The sequence below is a fragment of the Enterococcus sp. AZ126 genome, assembly GCF_051714545.1.
Taxonomy (GTDB): Bacteria; Bacillota; Bacilli; order Lactobacillales; family Enterococcaceae; genus Enterococcus_L.
In genome coordinates, this window is record NZ_JBIOSB010000001.1 from 2,690,685 (window position 1) to 2,712,804 (window position 22,120).

General features: G+C 36.0%; 15 protein-coding genes. All 15 read left to right on the top strand.

Going from position 1 to position 22,120, the window contains the following annotated elements; all coding sequences use genetic code 11:
- Nucleotides 1-301 precede the first annotated feature (301 nt).
- Nucleotides 302-1,759: a DUF4822 domain-containing protein gene (locus IGI43_RS12695; protein ID WP_438758156.1), complete on the top strand. Its 1,458-nt coding sequence runs from the start codon at nt 302-304 to the stop codon at nt 1,757-1,759.
- Nucleotides 1,760-1,848: 89 nt separating this feature from the next.
- Nucleotides 1,849-2,838, top strand: a complete 990-nt coding sequence (locus IGI43_RS12700; RefSeq protein WP_438758157.1) for a DUF916 and DUF3324 domain-containing protein — start codon at nt 1,849-1,851, stop codon at nt 2,836-2,838.
- Nucleotides 2,813-3,088 (top strand): LPXTG cell wall anchor domain-containing protein, encoded by a 276-nt coding sequence (locus tag IGI43_RS12705; protein ID WP_438758158.1) that lies wholly within the window; start codon nt 2,813-2,815, stop codon nt 3,086-3,088. The genes IGI43_RS12700 and IGI43_RS12705 overlap by 26 nt, the downstream gene beginning before the upstream one ends.
- 1,423 nt (nt 3,089-4,511) lie before the next feature.
- Nucleotides 4,512-8,741 (top strand): MucBP domain-containing protein, encoded by a 4,230-nt coding sequence (locus IGI43_RS12710; protein WP_438758159.1) that lies wholly within the window; start codon nt 4,512-4,514, stop codon nt 8,739-8,741.
- 17 nt (nt 8,742-8,758) lie between these two features.
- On the top strand, nt 8,759-9,115 hold the full coding sequence (locus IGI43_RS12715) for an LPXTG cell wall anchor domain-containing protein (RefSeq protein ID WP_438758160.1): 357 nt from the start codon (nt 8,759-8,761) through the stop codon (nt 9,113-9,115).
- Nucleotides 9,116-9,925, top strand: a complete 810-nt coding sequence (locus IGI43_RS12720; RefSeq protein ID WP_438758161.1) for a WxL domain-containing protein — start codon at nt 9,116-9,118, stop codon at nt 9,923-9,925.
- A 146-nt stretch (nt 9,926-10,071) separates the two neighbouring features.
- On the top strand, nt 10,072-12,927 hold the full coding sequence (locus IGI43_RS12725) for an InlB B-repeat-containing protein (protein WP_438758162.1): 2,856 nt from the start codon (nt 10,072-10,074) through the stop codon (nt 12,925-12,927).
- A 297-nt stretch (nt 12,928-13,224) separates the two neighbouring features.
- Nucleotides 13,225-14,004 carry a WxL domain-containing protein gene (locus tag IGI43_RS12730; RefSeq protein WP_438758163.1) on the top strand — a complete coding sequence of 260 codons (780 nt, stop codon included), beginning with the start codon at nt 13,225-13,227 and terminating at the stop codon, nt 14,002-14,004.
- A gap of 95 nt (nt 14,005-14,099) precedes the next feature.
- Nucleotides 14,100-15,170: a DUF916 and DUF3324 domain-containing protein gene (locus tag IGI43_RS12735; protein WP_438758164.1), complete on the top strand. Its 1,071-nt coding sequence runs from the start codon at nt 14,100-14,102 to the stop codon at nt 15,168-15,170.
- Nucleotides 15,171-15,186: 16 nt separating this feature from the next.
- Nucleotides 15,187-15,852: a YccF domain-containing protein gene (locus IGI43_RS12740; protein WP_438758165.1), complete on the top strand. Its 666-nt coding sequence runs from the start codon at nt 15,187-15,189 to the stop codon at nt 15,850-15,852.
- Nucleotides 15,853-15,874: 22 nt separating this feature from the next.
- Complete coding sequence (gene lepB, locus IGI43_RS12745) at nt 15,875-16,579, top strand: signal peptidase I (RefSeq protein ID WP_438758166.1); 705 nt, start codon at nt 15,875-15,877, stop codon at nt 16,577-16,579.
- A 24-nt stretch (nt 16,580-16,603) separates the two neighbouring features.
- Nucleotides 16,604-17,248: a signal peptidase I gene (gene lepB / locus IGI43_RS12750; protein WP_438758167.1), complete on the top strand. Its 645-nt coding sequence runs from the start codon at nt 16,604-16,606 to the stop codon at nt 17,246-17,248.
- Between the two features lie 18 nt (nt 17,249-17,266).
- Nucleotides 17,267-19,882, top strand: a complete 2,616-nt coding sequence (locus IGI43_RS12755; RefSeq protein ID WP_438758168.1) for a YfhO family protein — start codon at nt 17,267-17,269, stop codon at nt 19,880-19,882.
- A complete protein-coding gene (locus IGI43_RS12760) occupies nt 19,879-20,853 on the top strand; it encodes a DUF5067 domain-containing protein (protein ID WP_438758169.1) in 975 nt (324 codons plus the stop codon). Before IGI43_RS12755 ends, IGI43_RS12760 begins: the two co-directional genes overlap by 4 nt.
- A complete protein-coding gene (locus IGI43_RS12765) occupies nt 20,850-21,587 on the top strand; it encodes a hypothetical protein (protein WP_438758170.1) in 738 nt (245 codons plus the stop codon). Before IGI43_RS12760 ends, IGI43_RS12765 begins: the two co-directional genes overlap by 4 nt.
- Nucleotides 21,588-22,120: the final 533 nt, after the last annotated feature.

Below are 22,120 nucleotides of genomic sequence, written 5' to 3' on the forward strand. Positions count from 1 at the left end.
AAATGAGTTACTAATTAAGAAGCATTATAACTGTATCAATTACCAAAAAATCAGAAATGTTAGTTTAGAAAGATCAATCATCCTAATCGATGGTTGGTCTATTTTTGTAGTTCAAACAGCGAATACAAGCACAATAAATCGCTAAATTTATAAAAAGTTTATTTTTAGTTAATAGTCTATTTATTTCTCTTCAGTAACATAGAATATATAGTTACCAATAGACTTTGAGCCAACAAACAAAAAAATATACAACGGTCATTTGGATTGTTTTGTATAAAAATTAGAAATGGAGAGTGTAGAGATGAAAACGGAAATAAAGAAAAAACAGGTTTATGGTTTTTCACTTGCAGCGATGTTACTAGCATTTGTTTTTCTATTTAGTGGAAATAGTGTATTTGCGGCAGAATATGAACCAAATCAAGTTTTAGGATCAACAAATTGGGAAGGTACGTTTGTATATGATGCCAAAGGAAATGATGTAACGACTGAAAATAGTGGCTTTATTGGCAGAGCAAGATATGATTCAACCACGAATCGCTATGAATTTTTTGATAAACAAACCAATGTCAGCCGTGGAGATAAAGGTGTTTTCTTTGTCACTCAGGATGGTAAGAAAAGAGTGTTGTTATCAGAATTGGGTTACCGTGTCGTTGTAGATATGGTGAGATTAGATGAAAATATGTTTACTTATCGTAGAACTGGTGTACAAAAAGATGGTTCTCAAGGAAATGTTTTCGTGGAGCATGTACCATATAATGGTGAATTGACATTTACCTCACAAGCACCTGTATTAAATAAAGAGACAGGAACAATCGTGAAAGATCAACCAGGAAGAACAATTTTAAGTACAACAAAATGGCAAGGAACAAAAGCCTTTGATGAAAACGGAAATGACGTATCTGACTACAACAGAGGATATCTAGGTTTAGCTCGTTATGATAGCAAATCTGGAAGATATGAATTCTTTGATGTACAAGGAAACGCAAGAAATGATTATGGCTATTATGATGTTATTAACGGAAACAAAGAAAGAACAATAATTTCACTTGGTTCAAACTATGCAGCGACTTTGGAGTTAACAGAATTAAACAATAACCGTTTTACTTACGCTAGAAATGGGAAAGATGCACAAGGAAATGATATTGCAATCACTGTCGAGCATGAACCCTATACAGGAGAATATCCATTAGACTTTACCTTTACACCAGCGGACGAATTGATTGTACAACCAGCAGCTAAAGTTCCTAATCAAGATGATTTAACAAATAGTAATGCTGTCGTAGAAGTTGAAAGTATTATGAACTCTGGGACGGTTAAATTTAGTGAAGATGCAAATACTGAAGCAAGTATTGTTTTTTCTAAAATAAATACAAAAGACAAACAAACACTTGTAAATGAAAAAGAAGCTGGAAAAGCAGCAATTAGTATTATTGATACACGTACAGGAACAGAGGAAAAAAATGACTGGAATGTACGTACAAAATTATCTGATGGACCATTTGGGAATAAAGGGTTTCTTTTAAACCAATTAGGTGTTGTACTGACACCGTCAACGCAAGAAGGCTCAATTGAACCCGCTGCAAACGTAACGATGAATGATACTGAAGAACATCAAGCGTTTACCGTTGGGTATGAGCAAGGAAGTAATGAAAGAAAAGCAGTTACATTGAATCCTCAATTAACAGTAGCAGATACTAATTTACTTCAATCAGGTGTGTATGGTGCAAATATTACTTGGACATTAACGCCGAAAGTGTAATCATAAAGAAAAGAAAAAGCACTTATCCAATTTAAGAAAGTTGCTTTTTCTTTTTTCTACATATTAATAAATGAAAAGGAGTGGTGAAGATGAAAAAAAATAGGTGTAGTAAATGGTTGATCAGTTTGATTTTATGTTTCCCTTTTTTCTTTTTTCTTCCTATAAAGGGGTTAGCAAATAACTCTGGTTTTTATGTGACCCCTGTTATACCAGAAAATCAGTTGGAAAATACGGTTGATTATTTTAATATTGGTGTTCCAGCAGCGATGGATCAAACACTGGAAGTCGTTATCGTGAATGAATCTTCAGAACCAAAAAAATTACAATTAGTTTTACTTGATGGTATGACGACCAAAGATGGAACAATCAGTTATGACAAAGACCATACATATGATGAGAGTCAGCGATATAGAATGTCAAAAATAGCAAAATTGGAACAAAATGAAGTAACGGTGGAACCAAATAGCTCTGCTACAGCAAAGATACAACTAAAATACGATATAAGTGATTTTTTTGGTACCATTTTAGGTGCCATCAATGTGAGTGAAAAAGAAGAAGATAGTGCACAAGTCGGTGTGAACAATTCTTTTGCGTATAATATTCCAATAAAAGTAAGAGTAGCGGAAGAAAGTAACGAGAATGAATTGAATTATAAAGGGGTCAAATTGAATGCAGAAAAAACAAAACAAACCTTAGATGTAACATTTCAAAACCCCAATCCCACTATTCTTAGAAATTTAAATTTATCTTTTAACGTTTATAAAAAAGAGAAGCCTTCAGATAGTCTTTGGTCGAGTGAAATGAAAGAAGTTGAATTAGCACCGAACAGCTTATTTTCTCCAGAGCTATCACTGATAGATTCTAAGCTAAAAGCAGGAAAGTACGTCTTGAAGATCGTCGCTAAATCGGATGTGATCGATCGTTCATGGGAAAGTGATTTTACTATTTCTGCTGCAGAGGAACAATCGATGAATGAAGGAGTAGAGATTCTTTCTGAAAGTAATCAATGGTGGCTAATAATAGGAGCTATCTTAGTTTTAGGAGGGGCGGGATATGTATTGTATAAAAAGAAATCTTAAGTATATAGTGATTACGATTTTTATGTGTGGCTTTGTATTTAATCTGTTCTTGAAGACGGTTCATGGAGAATCCATTGTAAGTGATGCAACCGTTGAAGTAGTTCAGGAAGATCCTGCTGTAATACCAGAAGATCATGCACAAGACCAACTCCCAAAAACGAATGAGCAAATGAATCATTTTTTTGTATGGCTAGGAATATTGATGATCATTTTCTGGGCAAAAAGCCTGTACGACAAATTTAGACTATAAGATATCACTTTGTAGATAGTTGGAAATAAAATAGCCATTCAATGAAATTTTTAAAAAGGCATTGCTTCTGCTCCCGCCGTTTAGTCGGATTCTTTAAGGTTAGGATATAACTCGTAGAGTTATGATCTAGCCTTTTTTTGTTTTGATAATATCTGACCTAATGAAAGGAGTCGGTTTTTTAGTTTATTCATCCGAAACTTAAAATAATGATGGGATCGTCGAAGTTTTTTCTTCAACACAGTCATAACAGTTAGTTAAAGAAACAGGAATCAACAGTTAAAATGTCTAATTTAGATATAAAATGAATTTGAATTTTATAATCATAATGTTGATTAAAAATGAAAATAGGTCAAAAGAGAGATCGTTTGTTTTACGTTCTTAAACTTAAACGATTGATACAACAATGTTAGTCATCGTGCATGCATAGGCTTGTAGTGAACGATATGCAAGTAATAATTTAGTTACTTCTGTTATATATTAAGAGAAAATAAAGAAGGATTTAAAAAGGAGTATTTGAACTCTTTTTTTTTTGGTCAAAAATAGCAACTTTTTTTCAAAATTTTGTTTAAATTAACAGGATTTTGATCAAATAAAAAAATTATTGATAAAAAAGTGAGTAAAATAAGGGTTAAATTTGTTTTTGATTAAAGTAAACTAATCTTTTTATTATCTAAAAAAGCTCCCTAATAATGGAAATAGAACTAGAAACATTTTTTATGGATAATTTATTTGTAGAATATTTTCTTTTAAAACGCTAGTTTAGCGATGTTTTATTTATGAACGAGAATAATAAGCGAAGTGATCCACCTAATAAAATAGAACCTAGAGTCAGGTGTTTTTTCACGGAAACTAATATTTTTTATTCTTCGAAAAAATGCGTTTTGCTTTGGAGATTTAAAAAGGAAATGAACCATTTTTATATAGATTTTATTTATTTTTTATACTATGATTAGAAAACGGCGATGCCTCTATTGAGTAAGAAAGCTTATGAATGCTAGTTATTCTCTTATTTTTGAGATGAAACAACCTTGTAAATATTTTTTTAAATATCCGAATAAAATGATATAAAAAAGAAATGCTTTTCATTTGACGGATGCAAATAAAAAAGTATTTGGTTGAGTATTATACATATAGAAAAAACGTTAATCATTTGTTCATAGCTTATTTATTTTAAAGAGTCATGCCGAAAAGAATTTCTTGTTTCTACTATATATAGTAAAAACAAAATCTATTTAAATAGAAAACTGGAAAGTAGGCGATAAAGTTATGTCTATTATCCGCTAGCTCTTGCCAAACAATCCAGTAAAAGTACCGATGCCTATTCTTGACTTCAGTGATGAGCTAACACACATGAGTCGAAGGAGGTGATGTTAAATGTAGTCTGAGATTCCTTGTGCTAAAAATAAAAAGAAAGGAGAAATAAATGAAAAAGCAACAAATGAAAAAGCTGTACCTTTTTGCGGGACTTGTTTTTATAGTAACTCTTGCTTTAGGTGTAACGTTAAGTCGTACAGCACCAATACAAGCTTCGCCTGGTACACCTGATGCCCTTGAAAGAGGATTAGAGCCGGTAGAAAACGAGCAAGGATTGAAGTTCACACCGAAAGTTTTGGTCTTAGCGCAAAATGCTGCTTTTCCGAGTTTGACAACAGTTGCTGGACGTAATCTACTATTTTCAGAACAAGTGATTCCACAATCACAGTACGGAGCAACCTATAAGTATGTCGATGAAAATGGTAATGCGAAAGCGCCTAGTAGTGCTCAACCAGGATTTCAAATCATTTATGTAGAAGTCACTGAGAATTACGAATTAACAAGTATTCGCGTACCGATTCCAGTAACCGTGACAGATGCAGGAACAACGATGACTACAAATAATAAAGCTGCTATTCAAGCAGAGTATACCTCAGGAAAAATTGTTTTATATCCAGATGAAGTCAAAGGAAAAGATACAGTACAACTTCAAGAATTAGTAAAAAGCAAGACAACTCCTCGTGCTTGGAATGCGGAGACAGGTGAGGAGGTTCCAACAAAAATAGCAAGTACAACAATTTCTACAACAACTGTGGGTTCTTATAAAGCAACCTTAGAAGCCGATTTAGGATCAGAAAAAGCAACAGCCGAGAAAAATGTAGTAGTATTTGGTGCTGATCCACTAGCTTTTGTGACAGTTGTACGAAATGGAACGCTAGCATTAAGTACGACACCCACGAACCTATTCTCCAAAACGCAAACTTTGAATAGTACAGTTAATACGAATGCGACCTATCAATTTGTTGATGAGAATAACACGGTATTAACTAAATTTGATACAAGCCAAACTGGTTTCAAATGGGCCAATGTAAAAATGACCGACAAAACCAACACAGCGATTTCAACAGTAATCAAAGTGCCGGTCAGTGTCACTAGTACAGGTACAACCATTACGACAGCTTTGCTCACAAATAAGGTAATGGTCAAAGCTGATCCAGTAACCATTTATCCTAATGAAACAAAAGGAAAAAGCAAAAGTGAGCTACTTGAATTAATTGAATCAAGATCTAATGTAAGTGCTTGGGATATGAGTACGGGAGAAGCAGTTCCAGTGTCTTATACAAACACAACGGCAGTTAATAATTCTGTGGGCTCTTATACGGGTACGATCACTGTAGATTTCAATGGAACAGAGGCGTCAACTAGTCGAGCAGTTACTGCATTTGGCGCCGATCTAAAAAATCCTAAATATTTCAATGTTCAAAAAGGCGTACCCTTTTCAATGGGGACCAACGGCGCAAGTGTCTTTTCAAAATATCAAACGGCTACAACTACTGTAGCAACAAATGCAACCTATCAGTGGGTAACTGATGAAACTGGAACGAAGACAATGTCCAATTTTGTTTCCGACTCAGTAGGTCATAAATCTGGTTATATTAAAATGACTGACAAAAACAATACGGCTATTTCAACAGTTATTGAAATTCCAATGAATATTTTTGCTGACAATCGTACGTTAGATCTAGGTTCTGGGACGGGATTAGATTACCAATCATTTATTCCTAGAAGCGATATAGCTGGTAAAACAGTGCCGCAAATAAATAGTATCTTAAATGAAAAAATTATTTTAGGTGCTTGGGATTTTGCTGAAGGAGAGTCCTTAGATGCAACAGTCACTTCTTCCAACATTGTTCAAAGCTCTCGTGGAAACAAGACTGTTGAAGTAACGGTAACAACGAAAGCAGGACAGACAATAAAGAAAAATCTTACAATTACGATTGTTCCTGATGATATATTCGGCGACGACACTATTAGTGATTGGGTTCCTGTATTAAAGGGGACTACTCAAGGATACATTCAAAATCCGATTAACAACTCTAGAGCAGGGTTTGTTAATCGCGGGATGCCAGCGGATTCTATGACCTCTGATTTAGGCTTTGCGGTGAGAGACTCTGCTGGTAGGGGCTATGTTTATAGTGCAGGACTAGGTCGCGTATCTGATATTCCAGGAGTTGACGGTACTTCTTTATACCCATACAACACTACACCTTCTTATGTATGGAATCGATCTAATGGTCTTGGCTGGTCCTATGTAGGAGGTTCAGAACCAACAACGAATAAATATACGATGAGCTCTACCCATTTCTTACGCAATGGAGATAAGCTAAAACAAATCATTGTAGACTCAGAAAGAGAAGTTATTTATGTTTATGATATTTCGCTAAGTCAAAATTTGAATTTCTCTATTCGCTTGGATATGTATAATTCTTCGACTAATAATAGAAGCTTTTCGATGCTTGAAAGTGTTGATACAGATTATTATAGTGACACCGTTCCGCTTTATGCGCTGGGAAATAATGCTGGTTTTTATATGCTTAATGGATCAAACAGATTCACGATCAAGCTGAAAGGAGCTCAAGGGAATTGGTTATCTGATTATACTAAATATAATGCAGGCGCTCTGGGAATGGTTAGTAGCAACTCCTTTGGTGACGATTATAAGACAGCACAAACAGAAAGCCGAAATTTATCACAAGGAGTAGTGATTGCATCAGGTATTGACACTGCCTATCAGCTTGGTGCCCCTTGGAAAGATGTTGCACCTGATAAAGCATTGAACACAGGCTATGAAGTGTTTGCTGGGGCTGAATTGCCATATATGGTACTTGACACAACTCCGAAAGCTTTGAATATTTATCAGGATCATACCGAAGAGTTGCAGGCAGTTTATAACTTAAGTAGTATTCCTGCTGCAGGTAATACTGGGAAAATCAATGTCACATATCCAAATGCGAGTAAAACGACAATCCCATTTACTGCAGACAGCCAAAAGAAAGCTACTGGGAACCTGACAATTCCGAGAAATACGTTACCAGAACAGCTGAATGATCAGTCTGGAACAATCAAATCCTATGAAACTGGGCTGCTGGCAATCAATGAGACTGAAGGTGCAATGAAAGGTTTACCATCTAATGAGTACTCATTTAAAGTTAATGTTTATAATTTAGGTGCGACACCAATTGCCCAAACAGTTAAAAAAGATAGTAGCTTTACAAAAGCTGCTAGTGCGGTCGTTAAAGATGGCGTCGTTTTACCAGGGCATACAGCAAAATATGAGTATGTCACGCCAGTAGATACGTCAAAAGTTGGCTTACAATATGCAGAAGTAAAAATGACTGACACTAATGAACCAACTCGGACTACTATCATTCAAGTACCGGTAATGGTACTTGACGGCACTGTACCATCAACTGGGGTAGTTATTACTGCAAAAGATTTCGAACTAAACAAAGCAGATGTTTCTGGTTTATCAAAAGCAAAATTAGATGCGTTGATTATAGAGAAATCTGAAGCATTCGCCTGGGATGTTACAACAGGTTTAAGTGATGGCATTGAATACTCTATTAAAGCAACAACTTTGACGAACAATCCTGAGTTTGATTCAACTTACACTGCCACCATTCAAGCGAAAAAAGGTGCAGCAACTGCAGAGACAAAAATTAATATTGAGGTTCTGCCAGAGTCTACAACAGCAGATTACACAGTAAAATTCGTTGACGAAAAAGGAAATAATTTACGAGAACCATATGTTGGAACAGAAGAAACTGGAACGACCATTAAATTAAATGAATTGACTGCAATACAAGATATTATCAAAGAACTGCAAGCTGATAATTATGATTTAACAGAAAGTCCCTTTGGTAATGTTCTGCTAATTAGCAATGGAAAAAATGAAGTTGTTTATAAGTTTAGTGGGACATTAAAACTAATTTCAGCTCCGACGGTTTTAGACTTTGATATTAATAAGGTCAATATAGCTGCGGCAAGATTTACAGATCCTAAGGTTGTTGGAGAGCCATTGGTTATCTCTGACACTCGAGCTGATAAGGTGAAATGGCATCTAAAAGCTAAGCTAGATCAACCATTAACAAGTTTAGAAAATAACACAGTGGTTATTCCAGAGTCAATCAAATACAACAATGATGATGAAGAAATTACCTTAACAGATGAAGATGTGGTGATCTTTAGCCATACAAACACCGTTTCTGGAAGCTATGATATTACTGAAGAACATTGGTCTAAAGGTGATGGATTTTTAATAGATCTAGCACCAGGAGCAGTTCGGGCACTTGGGAAATATCAAGCGAAAATGACGATCACTTTGGAAAATGCGAAGTAGGTGAATGGAGGAAAATGATGAAAAAAAGAGTTAGTTTAATAAAAATCGCGCTTTCTTCTATCTTAGCACTCGCTTTTCTAGGGCTATACGCAGGAAATGTCATTGCTGAAGAAAATCCGGAAGTTTCTGTGAAAGGTGAAATTACACTATTTGAAGAAAGGGCTGTAGATAGTAGTGAGCCGCCAATTTCTAAACCATCAGGGACTACGCCGGACGAAACGGTAAAGCCTAAAGGCAAGCTTCCCTCTACTGGTGAGTTGGTCAAATATGGTTCTATGATGAGCGGTGGTTTATTACTAATCGTAGTTACACTTTTCTATTTCATAAAAAGAAGAAAAGTGCGGACTGAAGCAAAAGAAGGGAGAGATGAATAGGTGAAAACAATTCATTGGATTTCTTCATTATTACTGCTTACTACTGGAATGCTAAGTAGTGCTATCCCAGCTGAAGCACAAGAACCAACCCAAGCAAACGGAGAGATGGGCATTACTTTTGACGGACTGGTCGATCCAAACTTTGGCATTCGAGATCCAGAAGCGCCTAAAAATGAGTTGACGACGGATGAGACGTATGGCAAGACAACAGGTCCTTTAAGAATCGATTTTGTTCCAAATCTCAACTTTAATAGTAATAAAATCGTTGCAGGAGATATTGACTACGCGGCTGATGCCTTATTATTCAAAGACGTTATTTCACCGAGAGGCTATTTTATCCAAGTTTCAGATTATAGAGAAGATAGAACAGGGTGGAGTTTACAAGTACGACAAGAAACACAGTTTATAAATCAAAGTAAGGCAAACAGTCAATTAAATGGTGCAGTTCTTTCATTTGATAAATCGTGGACCAACACACCAAATGGTGGCAGTCGCCATCCAGATGTTTCTAAAGAAGTAATTCGTCTAAACAATATAGGTGAAACTTATACATTAGCGAAAGCTGACAAGGGAACAGGTGGGGGAACGTGGAGTATTACATTTGGCGCATCGCATGATAATAAGAATAATGAGACGCCGACATTTAGCCCACGATTAGATGAAGCAGGTCAGCCAGTTATTGATTCCGCTAAGGGAAATCAAGCGGTTTATATGAATGATGCCGTTCATTTGTCCGTGCCTAAAGGTACAGATAAAGAGCCAGGAACGTATTCAACAGTATTAACATGGATCATTTCCGAATTACCATAAACACACGCATTAACAAAGAGGAAACACAAATGAGATTCACACACAGTAGTTGAACAATTCAGAAAATTTATCTTTAAAAGATAGTCCAAGAAATCGAATGTATTTTTCTTTCTGGAATAATACATTCGATGGGAGGAATCATAGCTATGACAAAAAAAATGAAAAAATTGATAGGGATCGTCCTGTTCGTTGCTCTTAGTTGGCTTTTTGTATTCACGAAAGCTGAAGTCGTTGAAGCATACTCTTGGAGTAAAACGCTTGGCAACTCTCCTAAAGTCGTTCAAATAGATCCTGAAAATCCAAACATAGGTGATGTAGACCCGAACGCAATTAATCTAGGGCTAGTTGGGGTAGATAACACGATATCTATCTACAATACAAGTGGGGTATTAACTAAAACTATACCTCTGTACCCAACTTCAACTGTTTATCACAATAATTTCATGCCGAATGAAACGGCTAGAGTGTCAAAAGCCGGGATTTACAAAGGTCGATATGTAGATCTAATGTTTAAAAATACCGGAGTGTATAGCGGCAATATAGACATAAGTCCAAACGGTACAGTAACATTTTATCGTGCGAATACCTATGAGGCATATGCAAAATACTTGACGATGAAGATAGTTGATCATGAAACGAGTGAAGAATTTAAGGATAACACTTTTTACATGCCAACATATATGGGAAGTATTGGCTATTCGCTTGGAAATTACGTTAAAGGCTATGATAAAAGCTTGACTAAGGCTTATTATATCCCATCAGCAGATGCGTTTTTAAAGAGCAGTGCATACCTTGATACTACATCTAATGCAGCGTTTGATTTCATGTCAGCTCAAGGAAGCAATAAAACTGGTGAAGGCTATTTTACAATTTATGGACAAACTAGCGCAGCTGGTTATTCATTTGGAAGTATTACCAGTAATAGTGGCTCTGCAACGGCAATGCCTTTTTTCTCACCAGGGCTGAAATCTCCATTACCAGTGGACTATCTTCCATTAGCAATTCCAAAGACGGCTAGCCCATCTGCGGATCAAAAGAAAATGGAACTGACGATGAAACAAGAGTTAAGCAAACAAACTATTGATAAGTATGTTCCCGATAATGATAGTTTTAAATTAACTATTACCGAAGAAAATACCGATTTTCTAGATATCCAAAAAAATGATTTCTCACTCTTTATGAATAATCAAGAGGTTGTAAATGATGGCACAGCCTATGTTTTAGATCTAGCTAAGTCGGGAGATAAGACAACAATCACGGTTAATTTAAAAACGAGTTATCTTAAAGAACAAAATGGCATTGCACAAGCGAAAGCAATAGAAATCCGACAAAGTTCAGCAATAAAACAGAATGAATCTGACATGAAAGCGGCTATGAATGAACAAAAATTTACAGTACCAATAGCTGCGAAACTTTCATATGATCTGAAATTTGATGAAGCAAGTACTCTTAAAAAAGAGATAAATACGCCAAATCAAGATGTTGCATTAGCGCTGACACCACCATTGACTGCGGATATCACAGCAAACTATATGGTTACCTCGGGAACAAAAGTAAGTGATATTCCAATAGATAACTTAGTTAAAAATCTTAGAAATACGATGTACGATTGGGATCAAGTCACAGCTTCATACGCTAGTCCGACAACGAACTTAAATGGTACGGGAAATCAAATTATTGTGGTCAATCTAATTAGTGACACATTTGGAAACAAAGTACCAGTGAATGTGACAGTCAGAGCTCAGAGTAACTATATTTTGAGCTACAATGCCAACGGCGGACAAGGAACACTACCCGCACAAGCGACATTTACTTCATCAACGACTGCCACAGTAGCGAGTGGGGCAACTTTATCTAAAGAAGGCGCCACCTTTATGGGCTGGAGCTTAGAATCCGATCCAAAGAATCAGACTAAAATTTATAAGCCGGGAGATAAATATGGTACCCTAGCCGCTGAAAAGAAAAGTGCAACGCTCTACGCGGTCTGGAAATTAGATGCAGTTTTGTATACCTCTTGGGATGATAAAACACCAACTAAAGAGTTAAGTAAAACCATTTATAGAGATACTACTGAAACTGTGCTTCCATTTTATTGGAAAACCACAGACAAAGTAAAATATAAAGTCAATGTAAGCTTGAAAGATGAAGTTATCTTGACTAAAACGATTGAAAATACAGTGGATGATCAGCAGTTAACCAAAGCTGAGCTCGCTATTTTATTAGCAAAAGTACCAGACAATGGCAGTAATGCTTTAACGGTGGACTTTTACGAGCTAGATACTACAGGTGATGTTCTCAATCCATTGAAGCCAAGTGATACATTGAATCTGGCACTTACTATAGAGGTACCGCCTATTTCAGAATATACGGTGAATTTTATTGATGAAAAGGGCAATGCTTTGCACGATCCTTACGTTGGGTCAGGCTTAACAGGTTCCGTGGTGAAACTTAGTGACGTAGAAGAAATCAAAGCTATTGTTGATGGCTTGAAGGCTGATAATTATAATCTAATCGAAAGTCCAGCCGATGAATTTTCTATCAAATCAGGTGGCAGTAGTATGGATTATAAATTTTCCGGACTATTAACGCTACTTTCAGCACCAAGCTCATTAGATTTTGATATCAAAAAAGTCGACATTAGAGCTGAAAAGTTCACGAATCCAGAAGTTAAAGGTGATCCATTAGTCATTTCTGATACAAGAGCTGACAAGCTGAAATGGAACCTTAAAGCAAAATTAGATCAACCATTAACTAGTTTAGACAACAAAGATGTGATTATTCCTAACTCGATCAAGTATAACAACCAAGATGAGGAAATCGCATTAACAGATGAAGATGTCGTGATTTTAAGTCATACGAATACAGCATCTGGGCAATACAATGTTACACAAGAGCAGTGGTCTAGAGGAGATGGGTTTATGCTAGATTTAGCGCCTGGTGCAGTTAAGGCACTTGGCAAATATCAAGCAAAAATGACGATTACGTTGGAAAATGCCAAGTAATCAGAAAAAAATAAAACATGGGTCAATTCAGCCTATGGAGCTGGGTGCTTAGCATGTGATTTTTAATGTAGCATAAAATGCAAAGAAAATAGCATCATGCCTAAGCTTTTAGATAGTCTGGATGCTCTGGTGAATTGACCCGCCCGACGATATTGTTTTTTCATATTAAAGAAACAGTTCGTCAATCCCTACCTGGAGGGATTAAAAAAATCAGGAACATATATAACGGTGCTAACTTGGATTAACGCCAAGCTAACATAAATAAAAAAAAAACACACATCATAGGAGGAAACACAAATGAAATTAACACACAAATTAACTGGAGCAGTATTATTGGCAACTTTAGGCGTAGCGGTAGCAGTACCAGGGATCACAAAGGCAGAAGACGCGTCTCACTTCAAAAAAGGTGATATGGATATCCAATTCACTCGTAATACAGACGAAGATACAAACACAACTCGTCCTGTTTTCACTGATACAGATGGTTCAGAAGACTCAGGCATTATCTCTGGAACGATCACTCGTCCTTTAGAATCAGTTATCTTCGGTGTTCAAGATGTAACACCATTATCTTTTGGCGGACACGCAGTAGTGAATGACGGAAGCGCACGTACATTCTTTGCTAAAAATTATGTTGAAGAAAAAGGTGCAGCAGCAAACCATGTGATCATTAAAGATACACGTAGCACATTAGATCACAAGTACAAATTAGAAGCAAAAATTACAAAACCAATGACTACAACAATTGAGGGTGAAGGTGATCACGCACTTTCAGGTGCAACATTAACGTATACAAATATTGGGATCAAATCAACTCAAGCAGCAGATTTAGCATTGAGCGCTGATACAATCGCGGCTCCTTCAATTGATGTAACAGAAGAGGGTGTAATATTCATCAACAACGAATCAGAAGGTAAAGGAATTGGACAATCACTAATTCACTTTGGTGTATTATCCGATGTAGAAACTGAACAAACTTCTGATAAATCAGTGAAATTAACTGTTCCAAGTGATAAAGAAATCATTGAAGGTAAATATAAAGGTGAAGTTACTTGGACAATGTCTAACACTCTATAATTAAAATTTTTAATACCTATCAGTATTAATCGCGAGTACCGATCTAAGAGGATCGGTACCGCACTTTAAAAAAAATGACTTGAAAGGAATCGACGATGAAACAATACTTTAAACAAGCAATATTTTTATTACTATACATAGGCTGTCTATTACTAATAATCCCACAAACTACATATGCACAAGATGGAGACGGGGAGATCGGCTATAGCTACAAAATCATAAAGCCGGAAAATCAAATTGGTAGTGCTGGTTATTTTGATTTACGAATGTCACCAGAGCAAAAACAAACCGTCGAAATCGAGCTATACAATATGACAGATGGTGAATTGGGTGTTGATTTATCTGTTCATAGCGCAAAAACAAACAGTAATGGTGTGATTGAATACGGTCCGGCAAAAATTGAAAAGGATCCATCTTTGAAATATGACATAGGAGATATTGTAAAAGTCCCTGAAACTGTTACTCTTGCACCGAAAGAAACCAAAAAAGTCCCTGTTGATATTTCTATGCCAAAAGAGAGCTTTGATGGCCAATTGTCTGGTGGGATCTATCTGCAAAAATCTGAAACAGAAGCAGAGAAAAAAGCAAGTGAATCAGCTAATGGTGTAGTAAACAAATATGCCTTTATCATAGGGATGTTGCTAAGTGAAACAGATACAAAAATCCAACCAGAACTAGCTTTAAACAAAGTATATGCAGGTTCATCAAACTATCGTAATGCCTTTTTGATCAACTTTTCAAATTTGGAACCGACCTATGTAGAAGGGATGACTGTAGATGCTAGAATTTTCAAAAAAGGATCAGATGAAATCTTATACGATTCTAAAAAAGAAAATTATCGAATGGCACCAAACACACAGATGACCTTCCCGGTTAATTTAAACGGTGAACAATTCGCTCCTGGTGATTATGATAGTCATATCGTCGTTACTGCAGGAGATAAAAAATGGGAATGGAAAGAAAGTTTCTCAATTACACAAAAAGATGCAGATAAATACAATGCACAAGACGTCTCACTTATCCAAGACCGAGGCATAAACTGGGTCATGATTGCGATGATCGCTGGCGGAGTTTTAGTTCTCTTGTTCGTTATCTTCATTGTGGTTCGCACCACGTCGAAGAAGAAAAAGAAGAAAAAAGCAGTTAAGAGAAAAAAAACTAACTAAAGAAAGGAGGTAGAATATGACTATACTAGATTGGCTGTTTATCGGTTGCTGTTCTGCCTTCCTTATAGCCTTTGTTATTGCGTTGTTTTCATTTGCACTTTCATTTGCAACAGCCAAAGATTTTAACGAGCTGAAGAAAAGGCGCCCTAAAAATAAACAAAAGCGAAAACGATGGCAGCGTAATAGGCAACAACTGAAAAAGAAGAAAAATGCACAAGTAAAACGAGGAATCATTTTCATCGTTTTAAGTATCCTCTTTCTTAGTGGTGGCCTGTATGCCCGTTACTATCAATTAACAAACTTATCTAAAACAGACGGGAATATCATTGTGCAAAGCTATTTTGTTACGGATGAAGTCAACAAGACCTTAACGAGTCTTCAAAATGGCTCTGATGTTGGAGAATCGAAACAAAAATTGATGGAATTGACTTCTCTTTTAGCATCTTACGGTAGTTCTACCCCTTCAAATGGTCTTTCAAAAGAAGGACAAACATTACTGAATCGTTACTATGTTCAACTACGTGAATATGGCTCAAATACCTATTCGCTTTCAGAAGAACAATTGAACAACCAAGAGACAGTTTCAACTTATATTAATGATTTGAAACGAATTGAGCAAACACAAAAAAAAGTTTTTAAAGAATTTAATGTAAATGAAACAGCATTAAAGCAAAAAAAATAAAGTGAATCAAAGGGGTTTTATCATGAGTGCCAAAAAGAAAAAACCTTCTCACTCACGCCCTAAAAACACGTTGGATAAACAAGCTGGGACTTCTGTTAAAAAAAGGAAATCCCAAAAAAGCGATCCGACATACATAAGAAAGAAGAAAAAAAGATCAAAACAAACGATTAAAAAGAAACAAAGGCAAACTTGGCAGACATCTATTAAACGGTTGATACTTGAACTGGGACTGAGTTTGATTTTGTTGGGGACTGTATTGTATCTGTTATCCTTCTTTACATTTACTTTTGCTAAGGTAGAAGGCTATTCAATGGTACCTACATTGAATAATGACGAATGGGTTTTTGTCAGTAAGTTAGCTAAGCCGAAGCGATTTAAGTTAGTTTTACATAAAGATCCAAACACTAAAGAAACTTCAGTGAGAAGAGTGATCGGTTTACCAGGTGAATCGATCAGCTATAAAGATGACCAATTATACGTCAATGATCGTGATGTATTTGAGCGCTTCTTGGAAGATGAAACGAAGCGGGCAAAAAACAGCGGCAGTGTTTACACAACCGATTGGTCTACAAAATCAGAATACGTTCCTAAAGGGAAATATCTGGTTTTAGGTGACAATCGTCCGTATGCCTCAGATAGTCGAGACTATGGTTATGTGGATGAAAAAGACATTGTCGGCGTTGTAGAAATGAGAGTCTTACCATTCCACCAGATGCAACAATTCTAGCAAAGTTAGTGACCCGAAGAAAGGATGGTTCCTATAAAAAATAAGAATCAAAAAAAAATAAATAAGCGCATTGCGAATGAAAAAGTAGACGAAAGAAATCCAAATCGCAAAAGAACAGCATTAAAATATTTTAAAAATGCTTGCTTTTTACTTGTATTATTTTTAGGCATTCTATTTTTGATAAAGATCAAACCTCATCAAGTTAGTGGTGAATCGATGATGCCTACTTTAGAGAACGGAGATCGTCTATTTATTTTAAAAAATGAAGACCCACAGCGTTATTCGTTGATCACTTTCGAACCAAAGGGAAATAAAGACGAATCATACATAAAAAGAGTGATCGGAATGCCAGGTGATCGCATTTGGTTAGATCAAAATACCGTTTATTTAAATAGTCAAATGGCTGAAACAAATCCCACTCCACCAAATGAAGAAAACCTTTCAGGTGTTGAGTTGCCCGATGGGACGTTAAAAGTTCGCGTAGACTGGGAAATCGCAGCAGAATTAGAGGGATTATCAACGATTCCAGCTGATCACTATTTTGTGTTAGGCGATAATCGAAGACATTCAACAGATAGCCGGGAAATGGGTTTGATCGATCAAGATCAGATTGAAGGCGTCGTAAAATTTAGATACTTTCCGTTTAACCGACTTGGTACGATTGATTAAAGAAAAGCGAGGATATACATGAAACAACAAAATAGAAAAATATTTTTCAAAAAAAATAGCGCAGCAATCATTCTTAGTTTTCTTTTACCGGTTGCAATTATGGCAATCAGTTACTATCGACTAGGAATCTATCCAACGAGTGACCGTACGATTTTAGCTAGTGATGCATTTGGTCAGTTAGTCAATTTTTATTCAGGATTTAATAATATGCTTCATGGTGACCAGTCCTTCTTTTATACTTGGTCAGGTTCATTAGGACTGAATTTTGTGTCTTTAATGAGTTATTATACCAACAGTTTATTCAGTTTTTTGGTATTTTTCTTTGACAATCTACATATGCCGGATGCGATGTACATCATATTATTGACTAAAATTGGCGCTATGGGAGTAACTTTTTGGGTATTTGCTCATAATACATTTAGAATACCCCAGTGGACGAAAGTATTTTTAAGTGTGTCGTACGCTTTGATGAGTTTTACGATGGCGTATTCCATTATGCTCATGTGGATGGATGCAATGGTTTATCTACCTTTAATTTTATTAGGGATCCATCGCGTTATGGATCGACAAAGGCCTGTGCTATTGTTTATCAGCTACTTTTTATTATTTATTACAAATTATTATATGGCTTTTATGGTCGGTTTGTTTAGTTTTTTATATTTTTTCATTCGTGTGTTTACAGAATGGAAGATCTACAAGCGTTCGATCGTACCTTACTTGATCACATCACTATTGGCAGGTCTGGCTTCTATGATCATTATCTTACCGTCGGTGCTTGATTTAAGAACCAACGGAGAAAAGCTTGACTCGATCAATAGCTTTATTACAAATGATGTTGGTCCTTGGGATTTTGTTGTAAAAAATATGACTGGTGTTTACGATACCTCTAAGTATGGGAGTAGTCCGTTTATCTATGTTGGCCTGTTACCGCTACTATTTTTCATTTTTTACTTTGTGACGAAAAAAATCCCGCTAAAAAATAAATTATTATTCGGTGGTTTACTATTAGTCATGGTTGCCAGTGTCTACATTCAGCCATTGAATCTATTTTGGCAGGGAATGCATTCGCCAAATATGTTCTTATTCCGTTATAGTTTCCTTTATTCCGCTCTAGTCTTGATATTAGCTGGTTTTGGTTTGGAAAAATTTGAGAAAAAAGATCTCAATATACTCGGCAATATTATGCTGTCACTTGTCGGTATTTTTATCGCAGCTGCAATTCTTTCCAACAAAAAAAGATATGGCTATATTACACAGGAGACTTTGATTATCACGGTTATTTTATTAGTAGTCTATGTACTGCTCTTTATTCTTAAAGATAAATTGCCAAAATATAGATGGTTGATGCCAGTTTTACTGATTAGTGTAATGTGTGGGGAAATGTCGTTCAATACACATCAAATCATGTCAGGGATCGATAAAGAATGGGGCTACACAAGCAAAGAACGTTATACACAGGGGTATAAAGATATTGAACCGTTAGTGGAAAAAGCCCAATCAATAAATGATACCTTCTATCGACTTGAAAACTTAAACCCAATCAGTAGGACAGACAGTTTTAATTACAATTATTCTGGTGTAACAATGTTTTCATCGATACGTAATCGTAATTCTTCACAATATCTGGATCGTTTAGGCTATCGTTCAGAAGGAACGAATTTAACCATTCAGTATGAAAACAATACGATTTTAATGGATGATCTATTGGGAGTGAAATATAATTTAGCCAAAAATGACCCTCAAAAATACGGCTTTAAAGAAATTGAGACACATGGTGATTATACTCTTTATGAAAATGAACATGCCTTACCATTAGGAGTCCTAACAGATCAAGGTATTTATGAAACGAAAAATAATAACAATCAAACAGCATTGGTCCAATACTTATCAGAAATGAAAGAGCCGCTTTTCCAATTTACTGGCTTAACAGAAGTTTCTCGAACCAATATGATCGTGCAAGAATCTGGTGATTTTACCTTATATTCTGAAGAAAGCAATACTGGGGAAGAAAAAAGTATTACATGGGAAGTCAACGTCCCAGCCCAGACACAAGCTTATCTATCATTAGATACTAGAGCATTGAATAGTGTTGATAATGGCTCAGTAGAAATCAGTGTTGATGGGCATAAAAATGTCAGCGGACTGTCTTCAACAGGTACTTATTTTAATCTAGGACATTATGAACAAGCAACGAAAGTCAACGTTACAGCTAAGTTTATGGGCAGCTCAGTGGTACAAGCCGTTCGTCCGTCAGTTTTAGTTTTAAAAACGGATGTACTGGATCAAGCAATCACTGATATCAGAGAAAAAGAAGTTCCTTTTAATGTTAAAGGCAATCATGTTGAAGCCAAAGTTACGACAGAAAAAGAACAAGTTATTTTCACAACGATCCCTTACGATCCAGGCTGGAAAGCAACTATTGATGGAAAACCGACAGAAATCAAGGCAGTTCAAGATGCTTTGATCACCGTTAAAGTTCCTAAAGGAGAACATACTGTTGAATTAACGTATTATCCTGAAGGAATGAAACTTGGCAGCTTATTATTTATTAGCAGTGTCCTGTTATTTAGCGGCTACGTCTATTGGTATCAGAAAAAACAACAAAAAATAAATCAAAAGGAGTCAATCCATTGAAAATAAAAGGAACCATTATGTTATCTTTGATCGCTGTATTACTTTTTTTTACAGGGTGTTCAAAACAATTGGAAGACACCGAACAAAAATTCAGTGATAGAGGTGTCTCTTATGAAATACAACTGCCAGGTGGCTGGAAAGCAGATAAAGAAGTCAGAAGTGATTACGGACTTCAAACAGCTTTTAGCGCAGAGGATACAAAAAGTAATTCCTATCTATTTATTACAACGACACCAGTAACAGAAGTAGAACAAGATTCATTTGGAGAAAAAACAAGAGAAAAATTAAAAGAGCGCTACAATTATAAAGATCTTGAAGGTATTTATATGAAAAAAATGAAAGTAGGAGAGTACCCGGCTTATAAATATACCTTGAATACTGTTTATAAAGAAAAAAGTGTCTGGGCACATTTCTACTATATTTGGACAGAAAACGGTTTTGTTCAGATGACATTTTACTCGGCTGATGACAATTCCTACGAGAAGCGTTCAGAGAAAATCGATGCCTCTGTAGCGACTCTTAGAGAAGTCAGTTTCGATGAGAAAGAGGCTGAAAAGACGGAAGAATCAAAACAAAAAGCCGAAGGTGATATCATCACAATTGAAAATGATGAGCTGAAAATGGAAACTACAGGTGTAAGACAAGTGTCAGGGAAAGAACAACAAAAACTAGTGGCGATCCGTTATAACTTTACGAATTTAAATGAAGAGCCTGTTCAACCGTCCATTTGGCAAGAACTTGTTACAGCTTCACAAAACGGAAAAACGCTCTCGGTAGCGACGTTACCAGAAGACTCAGCTTTTTTGGATGTAAAAGAACTTGCTGACGCTCAGACTAAAATGGTTGCTAAAGGACAAACGGTTGAATGTGTCGTTCTTTATGAACTTTTAGATCAAAGTACCATCGAATTGAGTTTTTCACAAGACGCATTTCCAGGTCTTCAAGCAGAACGGGTGGTGCTTCCAGAATGAGTAAACGAACAGCAACGATAGGAATCATCATGTTAATGCTTCTGTTTGTTTTTTCGGGATGCAGTAAAGCAGGTAAGTACGATGACTTCTCCAAAGAAGATCAGGCGTTAAGCTGGCAAGCGGAGCGCAAGCAAACATTTGGTAATTCTGATTATTCAAAAATAGCAACGGAAAAAGAGGCTTTTCAGCTTGTTGAAGAAAAATATAAGCTGCATATTCCTGCTTATTATGAAGAAACGAAAAAGCTTATTGCCGATGAAATCCCTTCTGATACAGTAAAACCGGGGGAAACAGTATATGCTGTTTTCGCTAGAAATAAAGAGCTGAATTTTCAAACCAGGTATACTTTTTACAAAGAAGAAGAGTTACAGATCGTTTCGGAAGTGACCTTAAATTATGAATATTCAGAAACAAACAGCTTAGCCTATTTACGTTCACAGACCATTTCGATTAAAATTGCTCCAGTCAACGGTGTATTACCTAATGATAATCTTCCTGATCTTGTCGAAAAAATGGGTAAGAATATGAATATCCCTGCTGAAAAAATCAAGTCTGGTTTGGCCGGCTACGAGAAGCAAGTAAGGGAATCAACTAGTCCAATTACAGAAGAGTTCCTCCCGATCGTAACAAATCAGGAGAGTATCGATAAAAAAAATGCATTCAACAAACTAATCGCAGTTAGCTATGATACAAACGGAACAGTAAGAGAGCTCTACGCAGAAATATCGGAATAAGTAGCTCAACTGATCTCGCTGTTTCTTCACATGTTAGTATATAGAAGGGAAAAAATCACCTTTAAAACAAAAAGTAAGTTTTAACAACTATCTGGACTGTTGCTTAGAGAAGTGCTAGACGTGTATAGAAAAATCAAGAGATCAAGTATAACTTACAAAGTTATACTTATTCTCTTGGGCTTTTTTACTTGCGTTTGCTTTTGTGTAACTTAAAAAGAAGTATGAGCGATCGTTTATCTTCGACAATGTTTAGGTGAGTGTGGTACAAATCAAGGGGAATAAACATTTAGTCTTAGTTTTAAGCCTAACGTTTCTGATCAGTTGTTTATCAGTTATTGTCAGAAATCAATTATCTAATTGCAATATTCTTAATAAAAGAAAGTTAATTGAAACGAGAGCTTAGTTAAAGAAGCAAAGCGTGCATGATACAGCATGCGAAATTGTCGTAAGACGCGACAGCATCGCACAGAAAAATAGCCCTCCTGTAAGTATAATAAGGAGTATGAAGAAGAGTAACAAAAATCAAGAGACAA

What these genes read in the sequence shown, in the direction of transcription:
- IGI43_RS12695 (WP_438758156.1), top strand. Translation starts at nt 302, where the DNA reads ATGAAAACGGAAATAAAGAAAAAACAGGTTTATGGTTTTTCACTTGCA.
- IGI43_RS12700 (WP_438758157.1), top strand. Translation starts at nt 1,849, where the DNA reads ATGAAAAAAAATAGGTGTAGTAAATGGTTGATCAGTTTGATTTTATGT.
- IGI43_RS12705 (WP_438758158.1), top strand. Translation starts at nt 2,813, where the DNA reads ATGTATTGTATAAAAAGAAATCTTAAGTATATAGTGATTACGATTTTT.
- IGI43_RS12710 (WP_438758159.1), top strand. Translation starts at nt 4,512, where the DNA reads ATGAAAAAGCAACAAATGAAAAAGCTGTACCTTTTTGCGGGACTTGTT.
- IGI43_RS12715 (WP_438758160.1), top strand. Translation starts at nt 8,759, where the DNA reads ATGAAAAAAAGAGTTAGTTTAATAAAAATCGCGCTTTCTTCTATCTTA.
- IGI43_RS12725 (WP_438758162.1), top strand. Translation starts at nt 10,072, where the DNA reads ATGACAAAAAAAATGAAAAAATTGATAGGGATCGTCCTGTTCGTTGCT.
- IGI43_RS12730 (WP_438758163.1), top strand. Translation starts at nt 13,225, where the DNA reads ATGAAATTAACACACAAATTAACTGGAGCAGTATTATTGGCAACTTTA.
- IGI43_RS12735 (WP_438758164.1), top strand. Translation starts at nt 14,100, where the DNA reads ATGAAACAATACTTTAAACAAGCAATATTTTTATTACTATACATAGGC.
- IGI43_RS12740 (WP_438758165.1), top strand. Translation starts at nt 15,187, where the DNA reads ATGACTATACTAGATTGGCTGTTTATCGGTTGCTGTTCTGCCTTCCTT.
- lepB (WP_438758166.1), top strand. Translation starts at nt 15,875, where the DNA reads ATGAGTGCCAAAAAGAAAAAACCTTCTCACTCACGCCCTAAAAACACG.
- lepB (WP_438758167.1), top strand. Translation starts at nt 16,604, where the DNA reads ATGGTTCCTATAAAAAATAAGAATCAAAAAAAAATAAATAAGCGCATT.
- IGI43_RS12755 (WP_438758168.1), top strand. Translation starts at nt 17,267, where the DNA reads ATGAAACAACAAAATAGAAAAATATTTTTCAAAAAAAATAGCGCAGCA.
- IGI43_RS12765 (WP_438758170.1), top strand. Translation starts at nt 20,850, where the DNA reads ATGAGTAAACGAACAGCAACGATAGGAATCATCATGTTAATGCTTCTG.